The organism is Pseudomonas sp. RA_105y_Pfl2_P56 (assembly GCF_963970845.1).
Taxonomy (GTDB): Bacteria; Pseudomonadota; Gammaproteobacteria; order Pseudomonadales; family Pseudomonadaceae; genus Aquipseudomonas; species Aquipseudomonas baetica_A.
In genome coordinates this window covers 1-20,690 of record NZ_CAXAPL010000003.1, presented here as the reverse complement: position 1 = coordinate 20,690, position 20,690 = coordinate 1, and the positions used below count along the sequence as shown (strand labels likewise).

General features: G+C 58.2%; 21 protein-coding genes. 13 read left to right on the top strand and 8 right to left on the bottom strand.

Going from position 1 to position 20,690, the window contains the following annotated elements:
• Positions 1-57 precede the first annotated feature (57 nt).
• Both gluQRS and dksA read right to left on the bottom strand, forming a co-directional pair.
• Positions 58-954, bottom strand: a complete 897-nt coding sequence (gene gluQRS / locus AACY11_RS02985) for a tRNA glutamyl-Q(34) synthetase GluQRS (RefSeq protein ID WP_339493839.1) — start codon at positions 952-954, stop codon at positions 58-60.
• Between the two features lie 213 nt (positions 955-1,167).
• Positions 1,168-1,611, bottom strand: a complete 444-nt coding sequence (gene dksA, locus AACY11_RS02980; protein WP_003228250.1) for an RNA polymerase-binding protein DksA — start codon at positions 1,609-1,611, stop codon at positions 1,168-1,170.
• Between the two features lie 334 nt (positions 1,612-1,945).
• On the opposite strand from dksA, the gene AACY11_RS02975 reads away from it, so the two are divergent.
• Positions 1,946-3,118, top strand: coding sequence for a pyridoxal phosphate-dependent aminotransferase (locus AACY11_RS02975; RefSeq protein ID WP_339493838.1), 1,173 nt, complete (start codon positions 1,946-1,948; stop codon positions 3,116-3,118).
• Positions 3,118-3,831, top strand: a complete 714-nt coding sequence (gene sfsA, locus AACY11_RS02970) for a DNA/RNA nuclease SfsA (protein WP_339466639.1) — start codon at positions 3,118-3,120, stop codon at positions 3,829-3,831. Before AACY11_RS02975 ends, sfsA begins: the two co-directional genes overlap by 1 nt.
• Here the strand turns inward: sfsA and AACY11_RS02965 are convergent.
• Positions 3,828-4,145 carry a Rieske (2Fe-2S) protein gene (locus AACY11_RS02965; protein ID WP_339432804.1) on the bottom strand — a complete coding sequence of 106 codons (318 nt, stop codon included), beginning with the start codon at positions 4,143-4,145 and terminating at the stop codon, positions 3,828-3,830. The genes sfsA and AACY11_RS02965 overlap by 4 nt on opposite strands.
• Positions 4,146-4,427: 282 nt before the next feature.
• Between AACY11_RS02965 and AACY11_RS02960 the strand changes: the two genes are divergently transcribed.
• Complete coding sequence (locus AACY11_RS02960; RefSeq protein ID WP_339493926.1) at positions 4,428-5,411, top strand: FecCD family ABC transporter permease; 984 nt, start codon at positions 4,428-4,430, stop codon at positions 5,409-5,411.
• Positions 5,411-6,178 carry a heme ABC transporter ATP-binding protein gene (locus AACY11_RS02955; protein ID WP_339493837.1) on the top strand — a complete coding sequence of 256 codons (768 nt, stop codon included), beginning with the start codon at positions 5,411-5,413 and terminating at the stop codon, positions 6,176-6,178. Before AACY11_RS02960 ends, AACY11_RS02955 begins: the two co-directional genes overlap by 1 nt.
• A gap of 332 nt (positions 6,179-6,510) precedes the next feature.
• On the opposite strand, the gene AACY11_RS02950 is transcribed toward AACY11_RS02955, so the two are convergent.
• From AACY11_RS02950 to AACY11_RS02935, 4 genes are all read right to left on the bottom strand, one after another.
• The gene (locus AACY11_RS02950; RefSeq protein WP_339466642.1) at positions 6,511-7,305 is read right to left on the bottom strand and encodes a Crp/Fnr family transcriptional regulator; all 795 of its coding nucleotides are present in this window, start codon (positions 7,303-7,305) and stop codon (positions 6,511-6,513) included.
• 16 nt (positions 7,306-7,321) lie between these two features.
• Positions 7,322-7,594 (bottom strand): TfoX/Sxy family protein, encoded by a 273-nt coding sequence (locus tag AACY11_RS02945; protein ID WP_003228231.1) that lies wholly within the window; start codon positions 7,592-7,594, stop codon positions 7,322-7,324.
• Positions 7,595-7,880: 286 nt separating this feature from the next.
• Entirely contained in the window at positions 7,881-8,225 is a 345-nt protein-coding gene (locus AACY11_RS02940) for a pentapeptide repeat-containing protein (RefSeq protein ID WP_221733586.1), read from the bottom strand.
• A gap of 91 nt (positions 8,226-8,316) precedes the next feature.
• Positions 8,317-9,873: a bifunctional aminoglycoside phosphotransferase/ATP-binding protein gene (locus AACY11_RS02935; RefSeq protein WP_339466644.1), complete on the bottom strand. Its 1,557-nt coding sequence runs from the start codon at positions 9,871-9,873 to the stop codon at positions 8,317-8,319.
• Positions 9,874-9,991: 118 nt separating this feature from the next.
• Here AACY11_RS02935 and mrcB point away from each other — a divergent pair, with 118 nt between their 5' ends.
• Genes mrcB through AACY11_RS02920 form a run of 3 tightly spaced genes read left to right on the top strand, consistent with a single transcriptional unit; the run spans position 9,992 to position 13,417 of the window.
• Positions 9,992-12,316 carry a penicillin-binding protein 1B gene (gene mrcB, locus AACY11_RS02930; RefSeq protein WP_339466645.1) on the top strand — a complete coding sequence of 775 codons (2,325 nt, stop codon included), beginning with the start codon at positions 9,992-9,994 and terminating at the stop codon, positions 12,314-12,316.
• 16 nt (positions 12,317-12,332) lie between these two features.
• Positions 12,333-13,082, top strand: a complete 750-nt coding sequence (locus AACY11_RS02925; RefSeq protein WP_339466646.1) for a hypothetical protein — start codon at positions 12,333-12,335, stop codon at positions 13,080-13,082.
• Entirely contained in the window at positions 13,082-13,417 is a 336-nt protein-coding gene (locus tag AACY11_RS02920) for a YqcC family protein (protein WP_221733590.1), read from the top strand. Before AACY11_RS02925 ends, AACY11_RS02920 begins: the two co-directional genes overlap by 1 nt.
• Before the next feature lie 18 nt (positions 13,418-13,435).
• Here the strand turns inward: AACY11_RS02920 and AACY11_RS02915 are convergent, their stop codons facing one another.
• Positions 13,436-13,852, bottom strand: a complete 417-nt coding sequence (locus AACY11_RS02915; protein WP_339493836.1) for a DUF4124 domain-containing protein — start codon at positions 13,850-13,852, stop codon at positions 13,436-13,438.
• A 399-nt stretch (positions 13,853-14,251) separates the two neighbouring features.
• On the opposite strand from AACY11_RS02915, the gene AACY11_RS02910 reads away from it, so the two are divergent.
• The 6 genes from AACY11_RS02910 to msrQ all read left to right on the top strand — a co-directional run bounded on the left by AACY11_RS02910 (position 14,252) and on the right by msrQ (position 20,238).
• On the top strand, positions 14,252-15,976 hold the full coding sequence (locus AACY11_RS02910) for an acetolactate synthase 3 large subunit (RefSeq protein WP_339432811.1): 1,725 nt from the start codon (positions 14,252-14,254) through the stop codon (positions 15,974-15,976).
• A 2-nt stretch (positions 15,977-15,978) separates the two neighbouring features.
• Positions 15,979-16,470 (top strand): acetolactate synthase small subunit, encoded by a 492-nt coding sequence (gene ilvN, locus AACY11_RS02905; protein ID WP_003205610.1) that lies wholly within the window; start codon positions 15,979-15,981, stop codon positions 16,468-16,470.
• 48 nt (positions 16,471-16,518) lie between these two features.
• On the top strand, positions 16,519-17,535 hold the full coding sequence (gene ilvC, locus AACY11_RS02900) for a ketol-acid reductoisomerase (RefSeq protein WP_277759308.1): 1,017 nt from the start codon (positions 16,519-16,521) through the stop codon (positions 17,533-17,535).
• A 145-nt stretch (positions 17,536-17,680) separates the two neighbouring features.
• Positions 17,681-18,538, top strand: coding sequence for a CDP-diacylglycerol--serine O-phosphatidyltransferase (gene pssA / locus AACY11_RS02895; RefSeq protein WP_339432813.1), 858 nt, complete (start codon positions 17,681-17,683; stop codon positions 18,536-18,538).
• Between the two features lie 63 nt (positions 18,539-18,601).
• Entirely contained in the window at positions 18,602-19,615 is a 1,014-nt protein-coding gene (gene msrP / locus AACY11_RS02890; RefSeq protein WP_339432814.1) for a protein-methionine-sulfoxide reductase catalytic subunit MsrP, read from the top strand.
• The gene (gene msrQ, locus AACY11_RS02885; RefSeq protein WP_339493834.1) at positions 19,615-20,238 is read left to right on the top strand and encodes a protein-methionine-sulfoxide reductase heme-binding subunit MsrQ; all 624 of its coding nucleotides are present in this window, start codon (positions 19,615-19,617) and stop codon (positions 20,236-20,238) included. Before msrP ends, msrQ begins: the two co-directional genes overlap by 1 nt.
• Positions 20,239-20,690: the final 452 nt, after the last annotated feature.

Sequence of the window (20,690 nt, the reverse complement as noted above, 5' to 3'; positions counted from 1 at the left end):
CGCGTGCCCGAAAACGTGCGGCGATGGTAACGGATGGCGGCGCGACTGCAAGTGTCGTCATCGCAGTTGTGCTTCGGGCAGGGTCAGTGTGCGCGGGATCTTCGTGGCGTCCCAGTGGGTGCTGCCCCAGTTGAGCAGTTCCTGCGGCGTCGCATATTCGAGTTCGGCGCCGGGGTTTTGCCCCAGTGCGCGCAGGGCCCTTAGCAGCAACGGCGTGGCTTGATCAGCTTGCAGTGGCGGCGAGCGGTAGGACTTGCCCAGTTTGTTGCCGTCCGGCTGGGTGATCAGCGGCAGGTGCAGATAACGCGGCTGACGCAGGCCCAGCAACTCCTGCAGGTAGAGCTGGCGCGGGGTGGAGTCGAGCAGATCGGCGCCGCGCACGATGTCAGTAATGCCCTGCCAGGCATCGTCAAGCACCACGGCCAGTTGATAGGCATAGAGGCCGTCGCGACGGCGGATGACGAAATCGCCGACATCGCGGCCCAGATGCTGGCGGTATTCGCCTTGCACGCGGTCGATGAAATGGTATTCGAGCTCCGGCACACGCAGGCGGATAGCGGCATCCTGCTGGTCGTGCCCGGCATTGCGGCAAAACCCGGGATAAATCCCGTGATACGGCTCCAGTTGTTTGCGCGAGCAAGTGCAGGCGTAGGCCAGACCATGGTTGAACAGGCTGTTGAGGACTTCGGCATAGGCATCGTGCCGATCACTCTGGCGCACCATCTCGCCGTCCCATTCAAACCCATAGCTTTGCAGCGCCTTGAGAATCGCGCTCTGCGCGCCGGGCTCTTCACGGGGTGGATCGAGATCTTCCATGCGCACCAGCCAGCGACCACCCACAGAGCGGGCGTCGAGATAGGAGGCGAGCGCTGCGACCAGCGAACCGAAATGCAGGTGGCCACTGGGGGTTGGGGCGAAGCGGCCGATGTAGGCAGGGGAGGTTTTGGCAGTCATGGGAGCCATATAACTTTTCAGGTTTCGCGCGCATTACCGTTGTGGGAGGGGGCTTGCTCCCGAATGCGGTTTATGAGTCAACATCTCTGTTTATGACACACCGTATTCGGGAGCAAGTCCCCTCCCGCAATGGCAGAGAAAACAGAGAAGGCAGGCAAAAGGCAGAAACAAAAACGGAGCGTTCGCACGCTCCGTTTTTTGTTCAGGTCGAAATTACTTGCCGACCTGCTTTTCCTTGATTTCCGCCAGGGTCTTGCAGTCGATGCACAGATCCGCGGTAGGACGGGCTTCGAGGCGCTTGACGCCGATCTCGATGCCGCAGGACTCGCACCAGCCGTATTCTTCGTCCTGAATCAGCTCAAGCGTCTTGTCGATCTTTTTGATCAACTTGCGTTCGCGATCACGGGCGCGCAGTTCGAGGGCGAATTCTTCTTCCTGGCTGGCACGATCGGCCGGGTCAGGGAAGTTGGCCGCTTCGTCTTTCATGTGATCAACAGTACGGTCGACTTCCTGCATCAAGTCCTGTTTCCACTTGTTCAGGATCTTGGTGAAGTGCGCTCGCATCGGGGCGCCCATGTACTCTTCGCCAGCCTTCGGAACATAAGGTTCGAAGCCGCTGATCGTCGCTTGTTGCTGTTGCTTTGCTTGGGTGGGCATGAAATGGACCGCCTCTACTCTTGTAATCCATTGCGCAGGATTGCTCCATCACCGACACCTGCCGGCCCTGCGGCTGCAAGCGGGCGAACTTACCAGATCAATTCGGCCTGCGCTACTCCCGGATGTCGAGGCCCCGGCGGGTGGCGCTTGCAAATGTTTGGCAAGCCGTGTCTGGTGGTGTGGAAGACCTGTTCAATCACTGATTTTAGTCAATCCTGGAGCGTACGCTTGTGTCATTACAATCCAGAGTTCTTGAGGCTGTGACCTCTGCGGGTTCTCGCTCGTTCCGGCAGATGGGTAGAATCGTTTCTTTTCCCTCGTCGAAGGAAGGCCAATGGCTCAGCCCTACAGTGCGCGCAGTCGTGCGATCGAACCGTTCCATGTGATGGCGCTGCTGGCGCGGGCCAATGAATTGCAGGCCGAGGGGCACGATGTCATTCACCTGGAGATTGGCGAACCGGACTTCACGACCGCAGAGCCAATCATCCGTGCCGGCCAAGCCGCGCTGACGGCGGGCAAAACCCGTTACACCGCTGCCCGTGGCATTCCCGAGTTGCGCGAAGCAATTTCCGGCTTCTACCAATCGCGTTATGGCTTGAGCATCGATCCGCGACGCATTCTGATCACCCCGGGCGGCTCCGGCGCACTGTTGCTGGCCAGCGCCTTGCTGGTCGACCCCGGCAAGCACTGGCTCCTGGCGGACCCCGGATACCCGTGTAATCGCCACTTCCTGCGGTTGGTCGAAGGCGCTGCGCAGCTAGTGCCCGTCGGGCCGGACGTGCGTTATCAACTGACTCCGGATCTGGTCGAGCGCTATTGGGACCACGACAGTGTTGGCGCGCTGGTTGCTTCGCCAGCCAACCCGACGGGGACCATTCTGACGCGCGATGAATTGGCCGGCTTATCCGCCGCCATCAAGGCCCGGCACGGCCATCTGGTGGTAGACGAGATCTATCACGGCCTGACGTATGGCCCCGATGCGGCGAGCGTGCTGGAAGTCGATGACAGTGCATTCGTTCTCAACAGTTTCTCGAAATATTTCGGCATGACCGGTTGGCGCCTCGGTTGGCTGGTGGCGCCGGATGCGGCGGTCAGCGAGTTGGAGAAGCTCGCACAGAACCTCTACATCAGCGCACCGAGCATGGCGCAATACGCGGCGCTGGCCTGTTTCGAACCTGACACGATCGCGATTCTGGAGCAGCGCCGCGCCGAATTCGGCCGTCGCCGCGATTTCCTCCTGCCGGCGTTGCGCGAACTGGGTTTCAACATTGCCGTGGAACCCGAAGGTGCATTCTATCTTTATGCAAATATCAGCCAGTTCGGCGGCGATGCCTTCGCGTTCTGCCAACATTTCCTCGAAACCGAGCACGTTGCGTTTACCCCGGGTCTGGATTTCGGACGCTATCAGGCCAGCCACCATGTGCGTTTTGCCTACACGCAAAACCTCCCTCGCTTACAGGAAGCGGTGGAGCGGATCGCGCGTGGCTTGAAGAGCTGGCAAGGCTGATGCGTTTTCATCCTCCTCTGGAAGAGGCGCGGCTAATCCGTCGTTACAAGCGTTTTCTCACCGATATCGAAACCGTTGGCGGCGAGTTGCTGACGATTCACTGCCCAAACACCGGCTCGATGCTCAATTGTCAGGTCCAGGGCGGGCAAGTCTGGTTCAGTCGCTCCAACGACCCGAAACGCAAATTGCCCGGCACTTGGGAAATTGGCGAAACCCCGCAGGGCCGTTTGTTTTGTGTCAATACCGCGCGCGCCAACGGGCTGGTCGAAGAAGCCTTGCAGGCTGGCGTCATCACCGAGTTGAACGGGTTTACCGCGTTGAAGCGCGAAGTGGCTTACGGACAGGAAAAAAGCCGCATCGACTTTCGCCTCGAATACCCGAGCGGCCCGGCGTATGTGGAAGTGAAAAGCGTCACCCTGGGCTTTGATGGCACGAATGTGGCGGCGTTTCCCGATGCCGTGACCCAGCGTGGCGCCAAGCATTTGCGTGAACTGGCGCATCTGGCGCGGGACGGGATTCGTGCGGTGCAGTTGTACTGCGTGAGTCTCACCGGGATTGAGGCGGTGCGTCCGGCTGTGGAAATCGACCCGGCCTATGCCGAGGCGCTGCGTGAAGCGGTTGCCAGTGGCGTTGAAGTACTGGCGTACGGTGTGCGGTTGAACCATGAGGAAATGGTCATTGATCGTCGGTTGGAGGTACTGCTCAGCGGTTAAAGGGTGATCCACACACCTTGTACGTCTTCCCGGCAGGGGATGCGGGTCAACGATTGCCCGGCGCAGGGCCCTGCGACGCATTCACCGTCCTCGATCAGAAACAGTGCGCCGTGGGTGGCGCACTGGATCAGGCTGTTGCTCGGGTCGAGAAACTGATCCGCCTGCCATTCCAGGCCAACGCCTCGATGCGGGCAACGATTGAGGTAGACATAGACCTGGCCGTTGCGGCGCACGGCAAACAGTTTTTTTCCGTCGACATCAAAACCGCGACTGCCGGCCTCGGCCAGATCGGCACCCGCGCAGAGAAACTTCATGACTATCCTCTAATGTTGGCTCGTGTTCGGATATGTTCGAGCTTGACGTTTAAATGCAAGCAATTATCAAATGGCGGCCTTCGCCCACCGGCGTTTGCCTGATGCCGAGGATACTTGGCCTGCCACCCAGACGCCCGGGAAACCTTGTTAAAGGAAGCTGTGTATGCGCCTGAGTCTGCGCGTTGTGAAAACCCTGTCTGACGCTTTCTACCCGGCCAAGAGCAACCCATGACCACACGGGTCAAACCCCGAGGCTTGTTCATTGGCCTGACGCTCCTGTGTGTGCTGGCGATCTGGCTGTCATTGGCGCTCGGCCCGGTCAGTCTGCCGCTGTTCGATACGTTACGCGCGGCTTTGCGCCTGATCGGTGTGCCGCTGGCACCGGAGGGGCTGGAGCAGGCCGAACTGATTCTCGGGCAGATTCGCCTGCCGCGAACGTTACTCGGGCTAGCGGTCGGCGGTGTACTGGCATTGTCTGGCGTGACGATGCAGGGGTTGTTTCGTAATCCGCTGGCGGACCCAGGGCTGGTCGGTGTTTCCAGTGGCGCGGCGTTAGGGGCGGCGATAGCGATTGTCGGCGGCTCTTTTTTTGGCGGTTTGCCTGAATCGTTCGGGCCTTATCTGTTATCGGTGTGTGCGTTTCTCGGCGGGCTCGGGGTGACGGCGCTGGTCTGCCGACTCGGCCGGCGCAATGGGCAAACCAACGTTGCAACCCTGTTGCTGGCGGGGATCGCGCTGACGGCGCTGGCCGGTTCGGCGGTCGGACTGTTCACCTATCTCGCGGACGACGCAACCCTGCGCACGCTGACGTTCTGGAACCTGGGCAGCCTCAACGGCGCCAGTTATGCGCGGTTGTGGCCGTTGTTGATCATCAGCGCCGGCGTTGCGCTGTGGCTGCCGCGTCGGGCGAAAGCGTTGAATGCCTTGCTGCTCGGTGAATCCGAGGCGGGGCATTTGGGCATTGATGTCGAGCGGCTCAAGCGCCAATTGGTGTTCTGCACGGCGCTGGGTGTCGGCGCGGCAGTGGCAGCGGCGGGGATGATCGGTTTTGTCGGGTTGGTGGTGCCGCATCTGGTGCGGCTGTTGGCAGGTCCCGATCATCGAGTGTTGCTGCCAGCCTCCGTGCTGGCCGGGGCGAGTCTGTTGTTACTGGCGGATCTGCTGGCGCGTCTGGCGCTGGCGCCGGCGGAGTTGCCAATCGGTATTGTCACGGCGTTTATCGGTGCGCCGTTCTTTCTTTATCTGTTGTTGCGAGGGCGTGCCTGATGTTGCGTGCGCACAACGTGCATATCCTTCGCGGTCGCAAGACTGTCCTTGGCGGGGTCAGCGTGGAACTCAAACCGGGCGAAGTGCTCGGCGTGCTGGGCCCCAATGGCGCCGGTAAAAGTACCTTGCTCGGTGCTTTGTGCGGCGAATTGACGGCCAGTGAGGGCGAAGTTTCCCTCGACTGCGAAGCCTTGAGCCATTGGAGCGGTACGCAACGCGCTCAGCGCTTGGCGGTGTTGCCGCAGGTGTCGACGCTGGATTTTGCCTTTCGCGTTGAAGAAGTGGTCGGCATGGGCCGTTTGCCTTATCAAAGTGGTCGGGTACGTGATGACGAGATTGTTGCTGCGGCGCTGGCAGCGGCTGACGCTGCGCATCTGGGCGGTCGCAGTTATCTGGCGCTGTCGGGCGGGGAGCGCCAGCGTGTGCATCTGGCGCGGGTGCTGGCGCAACTCTGGCCGGGGCAGGCTGGGCAAACGTTGCTGCTGGACGAGCCGACGTCAATGCTTGACCCATTGCATCAGCACACAACCTTGCAGGCTGTGCGCGAGTTTGCCGATCGCGGCGCTGCCGTGCTGGTGATCCTGCATGATCTGAATCTGGCGGCACGTTATTGTGATCGCGTGTTGCTGCTCGAAGGTGGGCGTCCGGTTGCACTGGATACGCCGCAGCAAGTGTTGCGTCCGGATATGCTCAAAGCCGTGTTCGGTCTTGAAGTATTGGTGCAGCCGCACCCGGAGCGTGGGCATCCGCTGATCATCGCCCGCTGATGTTTTCATCGAGGTGATTGCATGCGTGGGATGTGGCCGTTGGCAGTGTTGTTGCTCGCGGGGTCTCAGCAGGTCGCCGCGCCGCGAGTTCGGCAAATGATTTTTCCACAGACAAAAAAAGACCCGGTAAAAACCGGGTCAAATAACCGTGATTAGCCTGATGAGGAGATAATCTGAGAGTCCGAACCAAGGGCTTTTCAGAATATCGACCGATCTCGCGATCAGTTGTGATAATCATAGCGATTCTCATTACCGAGTCAACCACTGTTTTTCCATTCCCCTGATTTCATCTCGTCAATGGGCGCCCGGCCCAGAGAAAAGTGGGCTTGGCGTTAATTTCGGTTCGAGCTCAATTGGCTGATCTGCTTGTTCAGTTGATCGATGCGCCGCGCCATGCTTTCGATCAGGCTGTGGGCGATCTTCGGATTGGTGCGGGTCAGGCTCAAAAACTGATCACCGGGAATCAACATCACCGTACTCGGTTCGCAGGCGATGACCGTGGCATTGCGTGGCTCGCCGGTGAACACCGCCATGGCACCGAAAATCTCGTCCTTGGGCACCTCGCCGACCTTGTGCCCATCGACGTAGGCTTCGGCGTGCCCGTCGATGATCACAAATACGTGATCGGCGGCATCGCCTTGCTGAATCAGGGTTTCTCCAGCGTCGACCCGTTTAAAACCATTGGTGCTGCGAAACTCCCGAGGTTTCAATTCAGCCACCGCGTGAGCCAGGATTGCCATTTGCCCCAGCAAATACTCGAGAAACTGATCCGCCCGGCCCGGTTCGGCATACAAATGCTGGAACACATCGCTGCGCCGATAGGGCAGCAAACGCACTGGTCCATCGTTGCGCAAACGGCAATCAGCCCAATCGTCACCGCGCTGCAGGCCGATCAAGTCACCTTCCTGCCAGTAAAACAGCGCCCGGGTGCCTATGCAGCCGTTGATCACGCCATCGGTCAGCAGAAACATCTGATCGCCGGGTAATTGCGCCATCAGGTCATCCGTGGCGCCCAACTCCAGGGTTTCTGCGCACGGCGCCAGACCTTCCAGCCATTGCGCCGGCAAGTTCTGCAAACGATTGATCAGTGCGTCGGCAAGCGCCGATTGTTCCCCTAGCAGGTACATAACGGTCAGCGCCTGTTCAATTCTTGTGACGCGAGGAAATGGCTTCGAGTTGCTTGTTCAGGGCGTCCTTGCGCTCGGCTGGGATGTCATTCCAATGCACATCCATGAGCGCACCCTCAATCGCATACAACAACACCTTCGATGCGCGAAACCCGCGGGTACGCACGGCCCGGTAGGCGTCCACCGCGCCCAGGCGCCGCAAGTCCGAGGCGCTGTGGATGCCCACGGCATGCAGCCATTGCGCTGACGTCTTGCCAAGATTCTTCAGGTGTTGCAGTTCATCATTCATCAAGCCTCCTTGCGACGGCCGAATGGTGCGTGGGCGAGCTTCTCAGGAGTGTAGCCATCAGTAGGAAAAGCGTGGTTGTTTGGTTGCAATCAACGCAAACGCTTCTAAGAAACGACAACCGGGCGGGGTGAAAGGCCTGCGAACGCAGAAAGATGGGTGCAAACAAATATCAAATGTGGGGGCGAGCCTGCTCGCGAAAGCGGTCTGACTTTCACGATCAGGGTAACTGACACTCCGTCTTCGCGAGCAGGCTCGCCCTCGCAGGGTGGGCGTCGTGTCAGAGCTATCAGCGGGTGCGATAACGCAGGCGCGTCCCGAAATTCATCGACATCAGAATCTCGTCAGCGCTGAGCTCCGGCGGGAAGTACGCACCGGAAATCTGTGCGTGGGCCAGGCTTGCACCTTCCAGCGAGGCATGACGGAAATCGATGCCACGCAGATCGGCGGAGCGGAAATACGCGTCCCGGAAGTCCACGCCATCGGCGTTCAGTTCGCGCAGGTCGAGACCGCGGAAGTCACCGCCGACCATGTCGATCGGCCCGTCTTTCGGGCGCTCTTTGTTAAAACCCGTGATGTCATCTTTGTGCAGCAAGGCATACAGCGGAGTGTCGAGAAGTTTGGGTTGGCTCATGTCACATCACCTGTTGGTTTTATGACGCCAGTATAGTGCCACTATTTGACGGCCGTGAAGCGAGCGAGGGCTTCACGGCCGAAATAGTTTCTTACAGGCCTGGCAGGCGTTGGCGGATCTGCGCCACCACGGTGTCCAGCGTGCCGGATTCATTGGTCTGCACACGTTTGCTGCGCAGGATTTCTTCCGGCGTCAGCGCTTCGCGACTGGCTTGTTGAGCTTCGATCACGGCCAGCGTGGCGTCGGATGGATCCTGCTTGTCTGCTTGACGAATGGCCAGCCAGCTCTCGATCACCGCTTGCGGCGCATTGCAGTCGAGGATCAGGAACGGCGTACCAGTGGCTTCGGCGATTTGCGCCGCGTTGTCACGTTGCTCGCGCTTGAGGTAAGTGGCATCGATCACCACTGGATAACCGGCGTGCAGGATCACTTCAGCGATTTCATGCAGGCGTGCGTAGGTCGCGGTGCTGGCATCGGCACTATAAATGCCGGCCTGCACATCATTGGCGACGGTTTGCTCACCGAACAGACGCTTGCGCTCAACATCGGAGCGCAGACGAATTGCCCCCAGTGCTTCGACCAGACGCATGGCCACGTGGCTTTTGCCAACGGCGGAAACACCGTGGGTGATCGCCATGAACCGCGAAGGAATGGTGCTGTAGCTTTCCGCCAGGTTGGCGTAGTTGCGGTACTGACGCAGGGTGGTGGCGCGCTGCACCGGGGTTGCGTCTGCCGGCATGCTGAACAGTGCCACTTTTGCGCGAACCAGCGCGCGGTAGGCTTTGTAGAAGTTCAGCACTTCCATGCCTTGATAGTCGCCGGTCAGTTCCAGGTACTGGCTGATGAAGCGGCGAGCCAACGATTTCAGACCACGGTCTTCGAGGTCCATCGCCAGGAAGCCGGTGTCAGCCCAGACGTCGGTGAAACGGAACGGTTCGTTGAACTCGATGCAGTCGAAGATCACCACGTTGCCGTCGATGACGGTGGCATTGCCCAAGTGGATATCGCCGTGGCACTCGCGAGTGAAGCCTTCGGCCTTGCGCTGGGCGAACAGTGGCTTGAGGCGGGCGAAGCTGCTTTCGGCCCAGGCTTTAAGTGCCTCGAGTTGCAGCAGATCGTTTTTGTCGCTGAGGAACGGCAGAATCTGTTCGAAGTTTTGCGATACCGGCGCCATCACGCTGTCCGGGGTGCCCGCGTCATGCTCGGCCGGGACTTTCGGGGCGCTGAGGTGGAATTTGGCGATCTGCTCGGCCATTTCATCGATGTGCCGGGTGGTCAGCTCGCCGTTGGCTTGCAGGGTGCTGAGCAAACCGGTTTGCGGAAACTGGCGCATTTTCAGCACGTATTCGATAGCCGGGCCATCGCCGCCCAGTTGTGGCGCTTCGACGCTGCCGGTGACGGGCAGCACTTCCAGGTACAAATCGTCGGTCAGACGCTGGTTCAGGCGTAGCTCTTCGCCGCAGAAATGCTCACGCGCCTGGAGGTTGGTGAAGTCGAGGAAGCCGAAATTCACCGGTTTCTTCACTTTATAAGCAAAGGGGCCGGTGAGGATCACCCACGAGATATGGGTTTCGATGACCTGGAACCCTTCGACGGGGTGCGGGTAGAGGGCCGGGTTTTGCAGGGCGGCGATCAATGACTGGCTCACGGGCGATCCTTCAGAGACTGGGGGAAATTCGAGGTCGCCATTATGGCCGCTCGCCAGCCCGACGCAAACCTCGGAGCGCTTCTGTCGAGTCTGAATAAAGTGCGTATAATCCGCCGCCATGACTCGAACTCGATCTCCCCGTACCAAGAAAAAACCACCTTCCAAGGGCCTGCGCCCATGGCTGGGCTGGGCCATTAAACTCAGTCTGGTCGGCCTTGTGGTGCTGGCCGGATTCGCCGTTTACCTCGATGCCGTGGTGCAGGAGAAGTTCTCCGGCAAGCGCTGGACCATCCCGGCCAAGGTGTACGCGCGTCCGCTTGAGCTGTTCGTCGGACAAAAGCTCAGCAAAGACGATTTCCTCACCGAACTCGATGCCCTGGGCTATCGCCGCGAAGCCGTGAGCAATGGGCCGGGCTCCGCAGCGGTCAACGGCAATACCGTCGATCTGAATACCCGTGGCTTCCAGTTTTATGAAGGTATGGAGAAACCGCAGCCGGTGCATGTGCGCTTCTCCGGTGACTACGTTGCTGAGCTTTCGGCAATCAACGGTTCGAAATTGTCCGTGGTTCGCCTGGAACCGCTGCTGATCGGCGGGATTTACCCGAAAAACCTGGAAGACCGCATTCTGATCAAGATCGATCAGGTGCCGCCGTATCTGCTGGACACCCTCGTTGCTGTAGAAGATCGCGATTTCTACAGTCACTGGGGTGTATCGCCGAAGTCGATTGCCCGCGCCATCTGGGTCAATACCTCCGGCGGCAAGATGACTCAGGGCGGCAGTACGCTGACCCAGCAGTTGGTCAAGAACTTCTACCTGACCAATGAACGCAGCCTGACCCGCAAGCTCACCGAAGCAATGATGGCGATGTTGCTGGAGTTGCATTACGACAAGAAAGACATCCTTGAGGCGTACCTCAACGAAGTCTTCGTCGGTCAGGATGGCCAGCGCGCGGTGCATGGTTTCGGTCTGGCGAGCCAGTTTTTCTTCGGTCAACCCTTGTCCGAGCTGAAACTGCATCAAATAGCGTTGCTGGTCGGCATGGTCAAAGGCCCGTCCTATTACAACCCGCGTCGCAACCCCGAGCGTGCGCTTGAGCGTCGCAACCTGGTGCTCGACGTGCTTGAGCAACAAGGCGTGGCAACGGCAGAGCAGGTCGAAGCTGCGAAGAAAATGCCATTGGGTGTGACCACTCGCGGCAAATTGGCGGACAGCTCGTTTCCAGGCTTTATGGATCTGGTCAAACGCCAGTTGCGCGAAGACTATCGCGACGAAGACTTGACCGAAGAAGGCCTGCGGATCTTCACCAGTTTCGACCCGATTCTGCAGATGAAGGCCGAGTCCTCGGTCAATGACACCTTTAAACGTCTGTCAGGGCGCAAAGGCTCCGATGATGTGGAAGCGGCCATGGTCGTGACCAACCCGGAAACCGGTGAAGTACAGGCGATGATCGGTAGCCGGCAGGCAAGTTTTGCCGGATTCAACCGGGCACTCGATGCCGTGCGTCCGGTGGGTTCGTTGATCAAGCCAGCGGTTTATCTGACCGCGCTGGAGAAACCAAGTCAGTACACACTGACCAGTTGGTTGTCTGACGAACCGCTAGCGGTCAAAGGTGCCGACGGTCAGGTGTGGAAACCGCAGAACTATGATCGCCGCTCCCATGGCACCGTGTTCCTTTATCAGGGCCTGGCGCATTCCTACAATCTGTCGACCTCGCGTCTCGGTCTGGAAGTGGGTGTGCCCAATGTACTCAAGACCTTGGCGCGCCTGGGTGTTACGCGTGAGTTTCCGGCATACCCGTCGATGTTGCTGGGCGCCGGCGGCATGACCCCGATCGAAGTGGCGACCATGTACCAGACGCTGGCCAACGGCGGTTTCAACACGCCAATGCGCGGGATCCGCAGCGTACTGACCGCCGAAGGCGAGCCGCTCAAGCGTTATCCGTTCCAGATTCAGCAGCGTTTTGATCCGGCGTCCATCTATCTGATCCAGAACGCCATGCAGCGCGTGATGCGTGAAGGTACCGGCAGATCGGTTTACAACGTGCTGCCGAAAACCCTGACCCTGGCCGGCAAGACCGGCACCAGTAACGATTCTCGCGACAGTTGGTTCGCAGGTTTCAGTCAGGACGTGCTGGCGGTGGTGTGGCTGGGGCGTGATGACAACGGCAAGACGCCGTTCACCGGCGCCACCGGTGCGTTGCAGGTCTGGACCAGTTTCATGCGCAAGGCCGATCCCCTGCCGCTGGACATGCCGCAACCGGACAACATCGTACAGGCGTGGGTTGACTCTCATACCGGGCAAGGCTCCGATGCCAACTGCCCGGGTGCGGTGCAGATGCCGTATATTCGCGGCAGCGAACCGCCACCCGGCGCCTCGTGTGCGGGCGAAACGCCTGCTACAGGCGAGTCGGTGATGGATTGGGTCAAGGGCTGGATGAATTAAGCAAAGAGGGTTTCAAGTGAACAAGTGGTTGATTCCAGCGGTGACCGCCGTAGCTTTGCTCAGCGGCTGCTCTACCGTACAGCGTGGTTCGATCCCGGTGGTTGATTCCGGTACGGCCGTGTCCAACAGCGAACGAATTTCGGCCAATGGCGGCTTCCGTCAAACCACGGTCAAGCGTCCTGTTCAGGGCCAGACTCAGGCCATTCCACAAGGTGACTCTGGCGTAGTTGTGATGGTGCCAGGTGGCGGCGCGACCACCTCGACGCCGATCAGCACTTCGCCGATCGTGCCGGGTCCGGCGTCCGGTGGCATCACGCCGGGGCCGTACAACCCTTCGTCAGTGGAAGCGGCGCCGATCAACTCCGGCAGCTACAGCATGCCATCGACGCCAAGTGGCATTCCTTCGGCCAACAGTGGCGGTGGCTTGTCAGCGGATGAGCAACTGGACGGTCCGGTTCTCGCCTTGCTGACCACCGCTCAACAGCAACAGGCCGGTGGCGACCTCAACGGCGCGTCTTCCAGCCTGGAGCGCGCGCAACGTGTAGCCCCGCGTGAGCCGCAAGTGCTTTATCGCCTGGCGCAGGTGCGCATGGCTCAAGGCGATGCGCCGCAGGCCGAACAGTTCGCCCGTCGTGCCTTGACCCTGGCCAACGGTCGTCCGGATTTACAGGCCAGTCTGTGGGAACTGATCGCGCAGGCCCGTGAGAAGCAGGGGGACTCCGCTGGTGCCGCTCTGGCCCGTCAAAAGGCCAAGGTTTCGCTGTGATGGACAGTCGTTTTCCGAAAATCGCCGATCAGCTTTTGTTGATCGAGCGTGAACTGCGTACGCAGGGCATGTGGGATGAAGTCTCGCCGTCCGCCGAAGCCTTGAGCAGTGTCGAGCCGTTTTCGGTCGACACGCTCGATTTCGAGCAGTGGTTGCAATGGATATTCCTGCCACGCATGAAGATGATCCTCGAACAGGATCTGCCGTTACCTAATGCCTCGGGTATTCAGGAAATGGCTGAAATGGTCTTCGCCCAGCGCAATCTGCAGGGCAAGGATCGGCAGCTTCAGGTATTGCTCAAAGAGTTCGACCTGCTCATTACTGCTTCGCGCTGAACCGGAAGCTGCCAGTCATTACTGGCAGTTTTCCGCTATCTGCTTCTGCGTTTCGCCGATGCGCTCTTGACGCTGCGCATCATCAAGCCGCCGCAATTGTCCCTCTACTTCCTCCCGCAAGCGCGGATTGTTCTGCAATTGCGCAAGGTTGGTGCGTGCCTGTTCACAAAATGCTTTGAGCTGCGCTTGCTGGTCGGCGACCTGTTTCTGGACCTTGGCGTCGATGGCTTTCTGATCGCCGAGTGCGCCGCTACCGGGCATTGCCGCAGGTTTCGGCGCGGGCGAGGAGGGTGTCTGCACAGAGGTGGACGGCTGGCCTTGGGGAGGTTGTGCATCGAAATGCGTGACACCTTGGGCGTCGACCCATTTGTAGATCTGAGCGGCCGAGCACCAGGGGCTGAGGCCGATCAGCAGTGTGAGGAGGAGCGTTCGCATGCTGATTCCTTGGCAAAATTGCGCAATTGACGCTAACAGAGTAGCGGTTTTCAGGTTTTTTCTTGCGTTCTCATGTGCTTACCCACAATTAAGCACACAGACGACTTGACTTGGAGAGGGCGAAACAGAAGAATCCGAAGTCCGCTGTAGAGGGACTGCCAGAAGCAGACCCTCTCGGTAGATCATGAGGCGCACATCCGCGCCGACCTGTTACACCCGCAACGCGTTACCTCGCGCTGGGTGGGAAAGGCCCGCAACACTTGGGACGATCCCAATACTTGCTCAGTCAGTGCTGACGTAGTCGGCGACCACCGTCGCTCATGCTCTGCCGAGAAGTAAACCTATTAAGACCCGCCCCTATTTTGTGGACGGTATTCTGGCGTTTTAGAGGTGAACAACGTGGAGCTTTTATCTGGCGGTGAGATGCTCGTCCGCTTCTTGCGTGACGAAGGCGTCAAATATATTTACGGGTACCCGGGTGGTGCTCTCCTGCATGTTTACGATGCCCTGTTCAAAGAACCGGAAGTGACCCACATCCTGGTTCGTCACGAACAAGCGGCTACCCATATGGCTGACGGCTATGCCCGTGCCACCGGTAAAGCCGGCGTGGTATTGGTGACTTCCGGTCCAGGCGCCACAAACGCCATCACCGGTATCGCCACGGCCTATATGGATTCGATTCCAATGGTGATCATTTCCGGTCAGGTGCCAAGCACCATGGTCGGCACCGACGCGTTCCAGGAAACCGACATGATCGGTATCTCCCGGCCGATCGTGAAGCACAGCTTCATGATCAAGCACGCCTCGGAAATCCCGGAAGTCATGAAGAAAGCCTTCTACCTGGCACAATCCGGTCGTCCGGGCCCGGTCGTGGTCGATATCCCGAAAGACATGACCAACCCGGCCGAGAAGTTCGAATACGTCTTCCCCAAGAAAGCCAAGCTGCGCTCCTACAGTCCGGCCGTTCGCGGTCACTCCGGGCAAATCCGCAAGGCAGCAGAAATGCTCCTGGCGGCCAAGCGTCCAGTGCTGTACTCCGGCGGCGGCGTGATTCTGGGCAACGGTTCCGCACCGCTGACCGAACTGGCAAAAATGCTCAACCTGCCAGTGACCAACACACTGATGGGCCTGGGCGGGTTCCCTGGCACCGATCGTCAGTTCATCGGCATGCTCGGCATGCACGGCAGCTACACCGCTAACCTGGCGATGCACCATGCTGACGTGATCCTGGCTGTCGGCGCGCGGTTCGACGATCGCGTGATCAACGGCGCGGCGAAGTTCTGCCCGAATGCCAAGATCATTCACATCGATATCGACCCGGCTTCGATTTCCAAGACCATCAAGGCCGACGTGCCGATTGTGGGGCCGGTAGAGAGCGTCCTGACCGAAATGGTCGCGATTCTCAAGGACATCGGCGAGACCCCGAACAAGGAGTCCGTGGCCAGTTGGTGGAAGCAGGTTGATGAATGGCGCGGTGATCGCGGCCTGTTCCCTTACGACAAGGGCGACGGCAGCAAGATCAAGCCACAGACCGTGATCCAAACCCTGTGCGAAGTGACCAAGGGCGATGCCTTTATCACCTCCGACGTGGGTCAGCACCAGATGTTCGCTGCGCAGTACTACACGTTCAACAAGCCGAACCGCTGGATCAACTCCGGTGGCCTGGGCACCATGGGCTTCGGTTTTCCGGCGGCCATGGGTATCAAGTTGAGCTTCCCGGATGAGGACGTTGCCTGCGTGACGGGCGAAGGCAGCATCCAGATGAACATCCAGGAACTGTCGACCTGTCTGCAATATGGCTTGCCGGTGAAGATCGTCATTCTGAACAACGGTGTTCTGGGGATGGTTCGTCAGTGGCAGGACATGAGCTACGGTAGCCGTCACTCGCACTCCTACATGGAATCGCTGCCTGACTTCGTCAAATTGGCTGAAGCTTATGGTCACGTTGGCGTGCGCATTACCGATTCGAAAGATTTGAAGTCGAAGATGGAAGAAGCGTTCGCCATGAAAGATCGCCTGGTGATCATCGATATTTCGGTCGACACCAGTGAGCACGTCTACCCGATGCAGATCAAAGACGGCTCCATGCGCGATATGTGGCTGAGCAAGACGGAGCGTACCTAATCATGCGGCACATTATTTCCTTGCTTCTGGAAAACGAACCCGGTGCTTTGTCTCGCGTAGTCGGCCTGTTCTCGCAGCGCAACTACAACATCGAAAGCCTGACCGTGGCCCCAACCGAAGACCCGACACTGTCGCGTCTGACGCTGACCACGGTTGGCCACGATGAAATCATCGAGCAGATCACCAAAAACCTGAACAAGCTGATCGAAGTGGTCAAGCTGGTGGACCTGTCGGAAAGTGCTCACATCGAGCGCGAACTGATGCTGGTCAAGGTCAAGGCCACTGGCGCTCAGCGCGCCGAGATCAAACGCACTACCGATATCTACCGTGGACAGATCGTCGATGTCAGCGCGAGCGTGTATACCGTTCAATTGACCGGTACCAGCGACAAGCTCGACAGCTTCATTCAGTCCATCGGCACCGCATCGATTCTGGAAACCGTCCGTAGCGGCGTGACCGGCATCGCTCGCGGCGACAAAGTACTCAGCATTTAAACCAAATTAGCGAATGGCCTGAACGGCCTGGATATATAGGGGAAATTCATGAAAGTTTTCTACGATAAAGACTGTGACCTGTCGATCATCCAGGGCAAGAAAGTTGCCATCATCGGTTACGGTTCCCAGGGCCACGCCCAAGCGTGCAACCTGAAAGACTCCGGTGTCGACGTTACCGTTGGTCTGCGTAAAGGTTCGGCTACCGTTGCCAAAGCCGAAGCCCACGGCCTGAAAGTGACCGACGTTGCTTCCGCTGTGGCTTCTGCCGATCTGGTCATGATCCTGACCCCGGACGAGTTCCAGTCCTCCCTGTACAAAAACGAAATCGAACCGAACATCAAGAAAGGCGCCACTCTGGCCTTCTCTCACGGTTTCGCGATCCACTACAACCAGGTTGTTCCGCGTGCCGACCTCGACGTGATCATGATCGCGCCGAAAGCTCCAGGCCACACCGTACGTTCCGAATTCGTGAAAGGCGGTGGTATCCCTGACCTGATCGCGATCTACCAGGACGCTTCGGGCAACGCCAAAAACGTAGCGCTGTCCTACGCGGCTGGTGTGGGTGGCGGTCGTACCGGCATCATCGAAACCACCTTCAAGGACGAGACTGAAACCGACCTGTTCGGCGAACAAGCCGTTCTGTGCGGCGGTACCGTTGAGCTGGTGAAAGCCGGTTTCGAAACGCTGGTTGAAGCTGGCTATGCGCCGGAAATGGCTTACTTCGAGTGCCTGCACGAACTGAAACTGATCGTTGACCTCATGTACGAAGGCGGTATCGCCAACATGAACTACTCGATCTCCAACAACGCTGAGTACGGCGAGTACGTGACGGGTCCTGAAGTGATCAACGCCGAATCCCGTCAGGCCATGCGCAACGCCCTGAAACGTATTCAGGACGGCGAATACGCCAAAATGTTCATCAGCGAAGGTGCAACCGGCTACCCTTCGATGACCGCCAAGCGTCGTAACAACGCCGCTCACGGTATCGAAATCATCGGCGAGCAACTGCGCTCCATGATGCCGTGGATCGGTGCCAACAAGATCGTCGACAAAGCCAAAAACTAAGTCCTCGTCTCTTGTACGAAAAACGCGGCCTCGGCCGCGTTTTTTCGTTTGAGGCGGTGGTTCTGGTATAAAGCTGCATCGTTTGTGGCCGAACCGTCGTCACAGACACAGTCGATTTTTTCCAAACCGTTGCAAGGTAATGTCCATGAGCGAACGTCCCGAAGAGCCGAACAAGGCTTCTGACGCCGAAAGCATGCTGCCCATCGATGAGCACATCGAAGAAGGGCACGACGCAGAAGGTCGTAAAGTCCGGCATCGTGGTATCTATCTGCTGCCGAACCTGTTCACCACTGCAAACCTGTTCGCAGGTTTTTATTCCATCATCAATTCGATGAGCGCCCAGGCTGCGTTGAGCGCCGGCGACTCAGTGAACGCGAGCAAGTATTTCGCCTTTGCAGCGATCGCCATTTTCGTCGCCATGGTGCTCGACGGCCTGGACGGTCGCGTCGCGCGCATGACCAATACGCAAAGTGCGTTCGGTGCCGAGTACGACTCGCTGTCGGACATGGTCGCGTTCGGGGTTGCGCCGGCCTTGCTGGCGTTCGGTTGGGCGCTGGGCGACATGGGCAAAGTCGGCTGGATGGTCGCCTTCATCTATGTGGCGGGTGCGGCCTTGCGTTTGGCGCGCTTCAACACCCAGGTCGGTACTGCGGATAAACGCTATTTCATCGGTCTGGCCAGCCCGGCAGCCGCTGGCGTGGTGGCGGGCATTGTCTGGGCGTTCAGTGATTACGGCATTCAGGGCTCGAAAATGTCGTTTCTGGTCGCGTTGATGGTGGCGGCTGCTGGCATGCTGATGGTCAGCAATATCAAGTACAACAGCTTCAAGGAGCTGGACTTGAAAGGGCGCGTGCCTTTCGTGGCGATTCTCGCGGTGGTGCTGGTGTTTGCCGTGGTCTTCAGCGATCCACCGCGCATTCTGCTGCTGGTTTTCCTCGCTTATGCGGCGTCCGGCCCTGTGCAATACCTGTTGCATCTCCGTCGGCACAAAAAGGCCGAGTGATGTAATTTTCCGCATACTCCGCAGTCTATGGGTGCATCTGTCCTCCAAAGCTGCGGAGTTGCCATGCTGATCAAAGTCCCTCAAACGTCTGACTGCCATGAGTCGGATGTCACGCCTGAATCCATTTACCTCTCTCGCCGCCAATTGCTTGGTGCCACTGCTGCCGTTATCGCCGTCAGTAGCCTGCCGCGCTGGGCGAGTGCCGACGATGCCGCTCGCTATGCGGATGTCGAGGCGGGTAAAGCGCCTGCCTGGTTTGCCGAAAAGCTTCCTTCTACTAAATGGGGAGCGGTCAACGTCAAGGGTGAGGCGATTACGCCTTATAAAGACGCGACCCATTACAACAACTTCTATGAGTTTGGTACCGACAAGGGGGATCCGGCTGCAAATGCCGGCTCGCTGAAAACCGAGCCGTGGAGTGTGGTCGTTGACGGGGAGGTAGGTAAGCCCGGACGTTACGCGCTCGAAGACTTCATGAAGCCGTATCAGTTGGAGGAGCGCATTTATCGTCTGCGCTGTGTTGAGGCCTGGTCGATGGTCATTCCATGGATCGGTTTCCCTGTTTCGGCGTTGCTCAAACAGGTCGAGCCGACCTCCAATGCCAAGTACATCCGCTTTGAGACTCTACAGGATCCCAAGAGCATGCCCGGACAGCGCTCTGGTTTTGCCCTGATCGACTGGCCTTATGTAGAAGGCTTGCGTCTGGATGAGGCGATGAATCCTTTGGCTATTCTGGCGGTTGGTATGTATGGCCGTGAGTTGCCCAATCAAAACGGTGCTCCACTGCGCTTGGTAGTGCCATGGAAGTATGGGTTCAAGAGTGTTAAATCCATCGTGCGTATTAGTCTGGTCAGTGAGCAGCCGAAGACGACCTGGCAAAGTATTGCCGCCGATGAGTACGGATTTTATGCGAACGTGAACCCGACGGTTGATCACCCGCGTTGGACGCAAGCTCGGGAGCGGCGCTTGCCCAATAGCCTGTTCAAGCCGAACGTGCGCGATACGCAGATGTTCAACGGCTACGCGGATGAAGTCGCTTCTTTATATACAGGGCTCGATTTGCGGAAGAACTACTGATGCGATTCCCGTTTTGGCGTATAGGCGTTTTCATGGCGGCGGCGGTTTTGCCCTTGCTTTGGTTCTATCAGGCTTTTGCGGATTTGCTTGGTCCCGATCCCGGCAAGGTGCTGGTTGATCGGTTAGGGCTTGGTACGTTGGTGTTGTTGCTGATCACCTTGAGCATGACGCCTTTGCAGAAGCTGACCGGATGGGCGGGGTGGATCGCAGTTCGTCGGCAGTTGGGGCTTTGGTGTTTTTCCTATGTGGTTCTACATCTATGCAGTTACATGGCATTTATTCTGGGTTTCGATTGGTCCCAGCTAGGGGTAGAACTGCGTAAACGTCCGTACATTATTGTCGGGACACTGGGGTTCCTCGGATTGTTGGCTTTGGCGGTGACTTCCAATCGCTACAGTCAACGCCTTTTGGGTGTTCGATGGAAGAAGTTACATCGACTGGTATACGTGATACTTGGGCTTGGATTGCTGCATATGCTGTGGATCGTACGGGCTGATCTCAAGGAGTGGGCTGTCTATGCTTTTATAGGTGCTCTGCTTCTGTTGCTGCGCGTTCCTCCTGTTGCTCGTCGAGTCCCGCGTTTATTGGCTAGAAAGCAGATTCTGAAAGAAAAGCGAAATTAACGGTTGACGGCAGATTCTGGAAGCCTATAATTCGCCCCACTTCCGGCGCAGTCGAAACGGAAAACTCCTTGAGATTCAATGAGTTATGAGGTTTTCGGCAGCAAGTTGCTTCAGTTCATCGAAGTCAGAAAGAAGTTGAAAAAAAGAGGTGTTGACAGCAGCGTGTAACGCTGTAGAATTCGCCTCCCGCTGACGAGAGATCGAAGGCGCAAGTGGTTGAAGTTGTTGAAGAATTCTTCGAAAGCTTCTGAAAATAATCACTTGACAGCAAATGAGGCTGCTGTAGAATGCGCGCCTCGGTTGAGACGAAAGATCTTAACCAATCGCTCTTTAACAACTGAATCAAGCAATTCGTGTGGGTGCTTGTGGAGTCAGACTGATAGTCAACAAGATTATCAGCATCACAAGTTACTCCGCGAGAAATCAAAGATGTAACCAACGATTGCTGAGCC